The organism is Moorena sp. SIO1F2 (assembly GCF_010672755.1).
In the GTDB taxonomy this organism is placed as follows: Bacteria; Cyanobacteriota; Cyanobacteriia; order Cyanobacteriales; family Coleofasciculaceae; genus Moorena.
The window spans coordinates 1-6,695 of record NZ_JAAHFV010000345.1; the positions used below are offsets into that span (position 1 = coordinate 1).

The 6,695-nt window shown below is 43.1% G+C and carries 8 protein-coding genes; 4 read left to right on the forward strand and 4 right to left on the reverse strand.

The window, feature by feature from the left end; translation table 11 throughout:
• Positions 1 to 284: 284 nt before the first annotated feature.
• Positions 285 to 782, forward strand: a complete 498-nt coding sequence (locus F6J94_RS27675) for a hypothetical protein (protein WP_293046232.1) — start codon at positions 285 to 287, stop codon at positions 780 to 782.
• Positions 783 to 796: 14 nt separating this feature from the next.
• On the opposite strand, the gene F6J94_RS27680 is transcribed toward F6J94_RS27675, so the two are convergent.
• The 3 genes from F6J94_RS27680 to F6J94_RS27690 form a co-directional block, all read right to left on the reverse strand.
• Positions 797 to 931, reverse strand: coding sequence for a hypothetical protein (locus F6J94_RS27680; protein WP_293046235.1), 135 nt, complete (start codon positions 929 to 931; stop codon positions 797 to 799).
• A gap of 85 nt (positions 932 to 1,016) precedes the next feature.
• Positions 1,017 to 1,496 carry a substrate-binding domain-containing protein gene (locus F6J94_RS27685; protein WP_293046237.1) on the reverse strand — a complete coding sequence of 160 codons (480 nt, stop codon included), beginning with the start codon at positions 1,494 to 1,496 and terminating at the stop codon, positions 1,017 to 1,019.
• A 14-nt stretch (positions 1,497 to 1,510) separates the two neighbouring features.
• Entirely contained in the window at positions 1,511 to 1,636 is a 126-nt protein-coding gene (locus tag F6J94_RS27690) for a hypothetical protein (protein WP_293046240.1), read from the reverse strand.
• Between the two features lie 986 nt (positions 1,637 to 2,622).
• On the opposite strand from F6J94_RS27690, the gene F6J94_RS27695 reads away from it, so the two are divergent.
• Positions 2,623 to 3,189 carry a hypothetical protein gene (locus tag F6J94_RS27695; protein ID WP_293046243.1) on the forward strand — a complete coding sequence of 189 codons (567 nt, stop codon included), beginning with the start codon at positions 2,623 to 2,625 and terminating at the stop codon, positions 3,187 to 3,189.
• Positions 3,190 to 4,127: 938 nt separating this feature from the next.
• On the forward strand, positions 4,128 to 5,090 hold the full coding sequence (locus tag F6J94_RS27700; protein ID WP_293046245.1) for a peptidoglycan-binding protein: 963 nt from the start codon (positions 4,128 to 4,130) through the stop codon (positions 5,088 to 5,090).
• Between the two features lie 262 nt (positions 5,091 to 5,352).
• Here F6J94_RS27700 and F6J94_RS27705 read toward each other — a convergent pair whose 3' ends face one another.
• Positions 5,353 to 5,607, reverse strand: a complete 255-nt coding sequence (locus F6J94_RS27705) for an AI-2E family transporter (protein ID WP_365973433.1) — start codon at positions 5,605 to 5,607, stop codon at positions 5,353 to 5,355.
• Between the two features lie 286 nt (positions 5,608 to 5,893).
• Between F6J94_RS27705 and F6J94_RS27710 the strand changes: the two genes are divergently transcribed.
• Positions 5,894 to 6,695 (forward strand): DUF389 domain-containing protein (locus F6J94_RS27710; RefSeq protein ID WP_293046248.1); only part of this gene is annotated, 802 nt, incomplete at its 3' end.

The window sequence follows — 6,695 nt, forward strand, 5'->3', positions numbered from 1 at the left end:
GCTGATGTAACAGAGATTAAACCAATGCTTACTTGTTTTATTCAAAAGCACCTCATTAGCTGATAGCTGATAGCTGATAGCTGATAGCTGATAGCTTACATAACAATATAATTTATATGACGACTATTTCAAGTCTAAAGTTTCGCCAATTTTACTGGCGTTATAAGTGGGCAATCAATAGTGGGCAATCAAATTTATCTCATCAGAGAGTTTACTAGAAAACTCTAAGCCAAGTTTAATGCTATTTTACAAGAAAGGAAACATTTTTTTGGTGTGACATGGAGATGAGTTTACTGCGAAAATTTAGCTTGACACTGGTTTCATTCCTTGCACTTAGTCTCCCAGCTGGCAAGGCATTTGCCCAAAGCTTTGGGGGGATATATCAGGAGATTTCTATCTCTGAAGTGCCAGCTCCTGCTATTACTGCGGCCACTGTTGCTGCTGGTGTCTCACCCACGGATGCAGCAATCGAGATTGGGGGTGATGGCAAGCTAATCTATGGACTGAGTGGTCAGAACTCCCAGGGCAACCGCTTTGAAGTGGATGTCAATGCCATTGGCGAAATTCAGCAGGTTGAAGAAGAAATTGACCAAAGTCAGGTACCTCCAGAAGTACTCAAAGGTCTAAGAGTCTGGCTACCTGACTTCCAGCCTACTGTGATTAGGAGGAGCGTCCGGGCCACAGACGTTATATACGAATTCAATGGTAAGGATGTGCAAGGCAACAACCTTCAAATTGAAATGCCGTCCAAGGGTGGGAGGTTGATTCTGTTTACCTATTGAACCAGGGACTAACTCTACCTAGGTTTTAGGGAGCAGGGAGTAGGGAGTAGGGAGTAGGGAAAAGGGAACTTTGGATCAGGGAAAAAATCCTGTGTACCTCGGCAGTCTTGATGCTGTCGCTCATGCTGGAAACTATAGCAGTTGCTCATGGGGGGAACCCCCGCCTGAAGGCACTGCCTCCCCAAGACCGTGCTAAATCGCTAGTTCTCTGCTCTCCTAACGACGGAAGTATGGTTATTCAACCGAATTTGATATTACTCTTCTGGGCAGGTAAGTGTTAACTTGCTTCCAATTGCCGATTTGACCTGTAAAGATTTTGCCTAGAGTCTCGCGAGATAGTCTAACAGAACTCACTACACCTTGGAGATTGTAAATGACTGACACAGCTCCCCCGGCTGTGGGCACCATTTGCAAGCCCCGTTTCATCTGACTTTTTTCGTCATCGGTTGGGGGCATATCAGTGCCAGCGAAATCAACAGACTCGTTAATGAATTGCTCAATGCCACGACCACTGCCAATGGTGCTGTAATTTACGTTAACGCTGGTTTCTTGTTGGTATTGGGAAAAATAACGCTGGTAAAGGGGTTCGGGAAATGAAGCACCGGCACCAAACAATGGTATTGCACTTGCTGCTTTGAGTGAAATTAATACAATGGCAACTGTAACTGTTAAGGTTATCAATGTCCGACGGGACTTGATTAGAGCTAAACTCATTTGTCTATAAGGATTCAGGATAATTTAAGAGTACAGATAGTTGGTAAGTAAGCATTCATAGCAAAGGGAACAGGGAACAGGGAACAGGGAGTAGGGAGTAGGGAGTAGCGATGCAGCGCGGTCTTGGGGGTTTCCCCCATGAGCGACTGCATCAAGACGGGAGTAGGGAATATGGCATCAAAATTCTCTCAATTCCTACACGGATTGCTACAGCTGTCAGCTATCAGCTATCAGCTATCAGCTATCAGCTTATGGGGGAAAGCATGACATTTCGAGATCCGGATTAGCTCCTCCAGCACCTGAAGTCAAGCAGGGATAAGCGTTCAGGACTTTTGCGATTGACCTTTGGTCACGCTACGCGATCGCATAATCCTTCTTAAACAAATTATTAGCTGGAATGAAAATCAAGGGTAAGCACAGTAAGAAGAAGTCCTCACCTGGGCAGATTTGTTTTCTGGAAAGCCTGTGCCAGGTATCGGAAAACCCCGAAGTGCAAGAAGTTGCGGAAAAGTTCCTTCGTGCCAACTCTTTCAACCCTTCTAAAATTTGCTAGTATATATGTGGTTTCTTTCTCCCGCACCTTGAAAACCCGAATTACTTGCCTCCGCGCGCACCCCAATAGACATTAAATTAATGTAGCGTAAGGAATAATGAGTAGGTGCTAGAAGAGAAGTAAACAAACAACATAATTCACAACAAAAGTAAACAAACAAAAGTAAAAGTAGTTAATTGTAAACAAAAGTAAATTGTTTAGCGGCAGAAAGAAATCCGTTTGGTGGTCAGCGCTTGGTGTATTCGGCAATTGAAATGGAGTACCTCATGAGAGGCTCTCGTCTAGAAGTAGAAGTTTCGACTTCTCAATTACTTCAGACGCTGGACAGCTGTCTTGAGTCAGCTAGCCAGGGTCAGCCCCATATTGTCACCAAAGATGGTGAACAGTATGCGGCTGTCATTTCAATGCCTGAATACGCCCAGTTGCAGTACTATCTTCGGCTTTTGGATTCAACCGCATCACAATTGTTGCAGGAAGCTTCGGATAAGGCGTTGGACTCTGAAGAGTTGTTAAGAAATCAGTCTTCTCCTCAAGACAGCAGCCCTTTGGGGACTCCTTCTAAAGGAGTTCAGAATGAAGATTGCCGTCAAACAAACAAAACAAGTCCGCCAATACGCCAGAAGTCATTTATCTCCTCAGTCCTACACCGCCTATCAAGACTTTTTAGATAGGTTGCGCAAGGGCAAAAAAATAATAGGAGAGAGGCCAGTAGATTTCCATAGACCTAACTGCTATCATTTCCAGCTGTCTACAGGAGATTGGATTATTTATTGCGTAGAGCACAAAAGGATTTTGTGGTTTGAATTAACTGAGATAACTGTTGAGGTTTTGTATCCCAAGGAAAACGTTGATCAAATAGTTACTCTTGCTCTTGCTCTCATGCACTCTGACCCTGCCAGACCGCCTCAAAATTTACTGGGGCAATTAGTTAATTCTAGTATATCGATAGCAGATAACTCTCAACGCCTAATTTTCGCTGTGCAATTTCTTCTGACTATTGGTACTGCCATCTTGATGCTCTTGCCTCAGTTCACTTCTAGTTCACTGGAAGAAAAAATTCAGCCACCGACCTCTGAGTCTGGGGCAGTTACAGAGGAACGTGATCAGATCGCTGATACTGAAAGCAATCGCAGTCCTTGATCTTACTCTTTTGGAATCCTGGCGTTGCTGATTCTGAGTATGGTTTTGCCCCCCTAGCCCCCCAATTTTGGGGGGAAAAAGACTTTCAAAGTCCCCCAAAGTTGGGGGATTTAGGGGGCTTGAGCACAACCAGATTATCATGCATTCATTCCTTGATTCAGCAACGCCGAAATCCTTACCCTACTTTGGTGATTATCCATTTATAAAAATCGACCTATCAGTAGTTTATAAAGCAGATTTTTAATGGAAATATATTAAGAACAAGGCGTTGCTGAATTTGGGAATGAATAGGAGTAGAGTGGGCATCCTGCCCGCGAGAAAATAAGCATGAAACTGGCAAGATGCCCGTTCCACGCAAGATGCCCATTCGACCTTACTCTTAAAATCATTCCATTATTAAGCAACGCTGTATTAATTAGTCATTAGTGAATAATCACGATTCAGGATTATACTTAACCTAGACACAAGCCGTTACATCTCGAAAACTACTTCTGTCCTATTCCCTTTTGCCTGTTCAACACATCTGGCACAATCTTTAATTATATCAAATTAAATCACTAACGAGTCCAAAAAAAGTACCCTCAAGGGTACTGTCAAAGGATTATTGTATTGCTGATAATCAAAATAGTACTGAAATTTTATTGCACCTGAGTCGTTATAGTGGGCAATTATTCCACTCTAAGATTAAGCTAGGGATAACTTAATATAGCACTACGCATTAAGGTGTTTGAAATTGATACAAGCAGAAAAAGGTGCGACCCGTGGGTAACTATTGCCTATTGCCTATTGCCTATTGCCTATTGCCTATTGCCTATTGCCTATTGCCTTGCGCGTAGCGCTATATTGCCGAACCTACGGCTAGTGACAGTGGTGCAAGATTTCAGGGAAAGCAACTAGAGTAAACCATTGAGTTAGGTATATATCCTAAATTTATAGTTATGAAAGACTATAGCAATCTCGAAAGCAATCTTGAATCAGAACAAACAGAACATGCAGATTTTTGTGAGCATTGTCACCAAATTAACCTGATAGATAATCAACTTGAAACCCTGATCCACACACAAGCGATCGCAAAAAATCGATTAACTACTGTTCGACAGGCTCCTGGCTGCTCTACTTCTATCCTGGGGGGACTAGACCAGCAGCTGATTGATGAAATGAATAGCATCGGACCCAATAGCTTGGTCAGTTTTGCCGACCTAGATGTGGCTAATGGTCCAGCAGTTCACCCTTTCCTTCAGGCAGTAGCTAAGCAGTCCTTGGCACGGGCAATTAAGGCTCGTGGTCGCACCCTTTCGGTCAATTCTGCTTACCGAACTATTGCTCAGCAACTAATGCTATTCAATCATGGTAAAGTTAGACGCTGTGGTATTGGTGTGGTTGCCCCTCCTGGTAGAAGTAATCACCAGAGTGGTTTAGCCCTAGATATTAATGACGAGCAAGGCTGGAGACCCTATCTAGAGCGAGAGGGTTGGAGGTGGTTTGGACCTGCGGATAGGCCTCACTTTGACTATATTGGCAGAGGTACACGAAACATTCGTCCTGTTGCAGTTAAAGCGTTTCAGCGACTCTGGAACCGATACAATCCGGACAAACCCATTGCTGAAGATGGGATTTACGGACGAAATACTGACGCGCGACTGAATCAAGCCCCTATAGTTGGCTTTGGAAAAACTAACGAATCTCTTCCAGACAGAAGACTCAGCCTGACTCAACCCTATCTCGAAGGTGAGGATGTTCGCGAAGTTCAGGAAGCTTTAGTTAAAGCAACTATTACTGTCGAGGTAGATGGCGTTTTTGGTCCCGCTACTGAGAAAGCTGTTAAGGAATTCCAGAAGCTAAAAGATTTAACAGTAGATGGAATCGTTGGAGCTACAACTCGCTCGGCTCTGGGATTGTAATATCATCTCCGGTTGAATACTTACACCCTTGGCCGAATCGAAGGCAGAAGGCAGAAGGCAGAAGGCAGAAGTAAAGGAGTAAGGTTTCATCGGAGATGGTTTTTGATTACTAATTATCCGGACATGATATAAGCTGATTTGTCAACTTCTTAATGTCATTATCTCTCTTTTGTCACTCTAGGCAGAAGAGAGATTGTATGAGTCTGGTTAATCACTTAGTATTAAGCTTAATGGTTATTAATTTTCCATTTTAAATTGACTCTCAACTGTTCCCGATTCCCGATTCCCGATTCCCGATTCCCGATTCCCTAATAATTTCCACTAGACTTTTCACGACACCTGTGAGGGTAATTGCGAGAATTACCCCCAACAATCCTCCCAGTTTAACTCCCAATAGCAAATAGACAAAGATAATCACTGGGGATAAACCGGTCAAGTTACGGAGAACTCTCGGAGCAATGAAGTTGTCTTTGATCTGCTGTAGTCCTACGGATACCACGAATATAGCACTACCCATTCATAGGGTAGCTGTGATAAACAAGCCTAACAGGATTTGACCGATCCAGTTATTAAGATTAGTAGCCAAGTGATCAGTAACTGTTGAATTGGTGAAAAAATAGAATTCATTGACAATCGGCTCAGGTAATAGTACTGACTGGTAGGAGCAGTAACGTTACCTAATGATTATCCGATCTACCAGTCAGATTGTGAAGTCGTATATTATACCTTAATTATGGTCAATTGTCAATATGTGTTGGTGAAAGATAATTAAGCTCAATAGTCAGGAGCATCGTCTATTATCTATGGAAAAGGAAAACCAAAATAATCAAAAGACTCAAAAGACTAAAACTAGAGTCTCCAAAACCTTGAATCTTTTCAGGAACTTTGGCTTAAAGGCAATTCCAATTATGATGGTAAGGAATTCTCTATTTGAAGAATCAGAACTTACCCTCAATTTCTTAGTCTTAATCATTAGCTCTTGTTTAATTGCCACCTTTGGACTAGTGCTCAACAGTGCTGCGGTGATTATTGGAGCGATGATTATTGCTCCTCTGATGTTGCCCTTAAGAGGATTGTCCTTTGCTACCTTGGAAGGAGATTGGCAACTGTTACGGAGTAGTTTTGTTTCTATTGCTGTAGGCACCGTACTCGGTATAAGTTGTTCTTGGTTGGTTGGTACAGTTATCGGATTCCCTGAATTTGGAGCCCAAGTTTTAGCAAGAACTCAACCCAATCTGATTGATTTACTGGTTGCGATCGTGGCCGGGGGAATTAGTGGTTTCTCTAAAATTCGTCCGTCTTTAGAGGATGCGGTACCAGGGACAGCAATTGCAGTAGCCCTAATGCCTCCCCTTTGTGTCGTTGGGTTAACCCTATCCCAGGGAGAATGGACTTTGAGTCAGGGGGCATTTCTCCTTTATATTACTAACCTGATTGGGATTAACCTAGCTTGTATGATCGTCTATGTCTTTAGCGGATATGCTCAGAGTACTGAACTGAGCCGGTCTTTAAACTGGGGATTCTCGTTAGTGCTGATTGCTGTGTTAGTGGTGCCCCTAGGACTTACCTTTTGGGACGTGCTTGAGCAAGGAAGAGTTGAGGAGA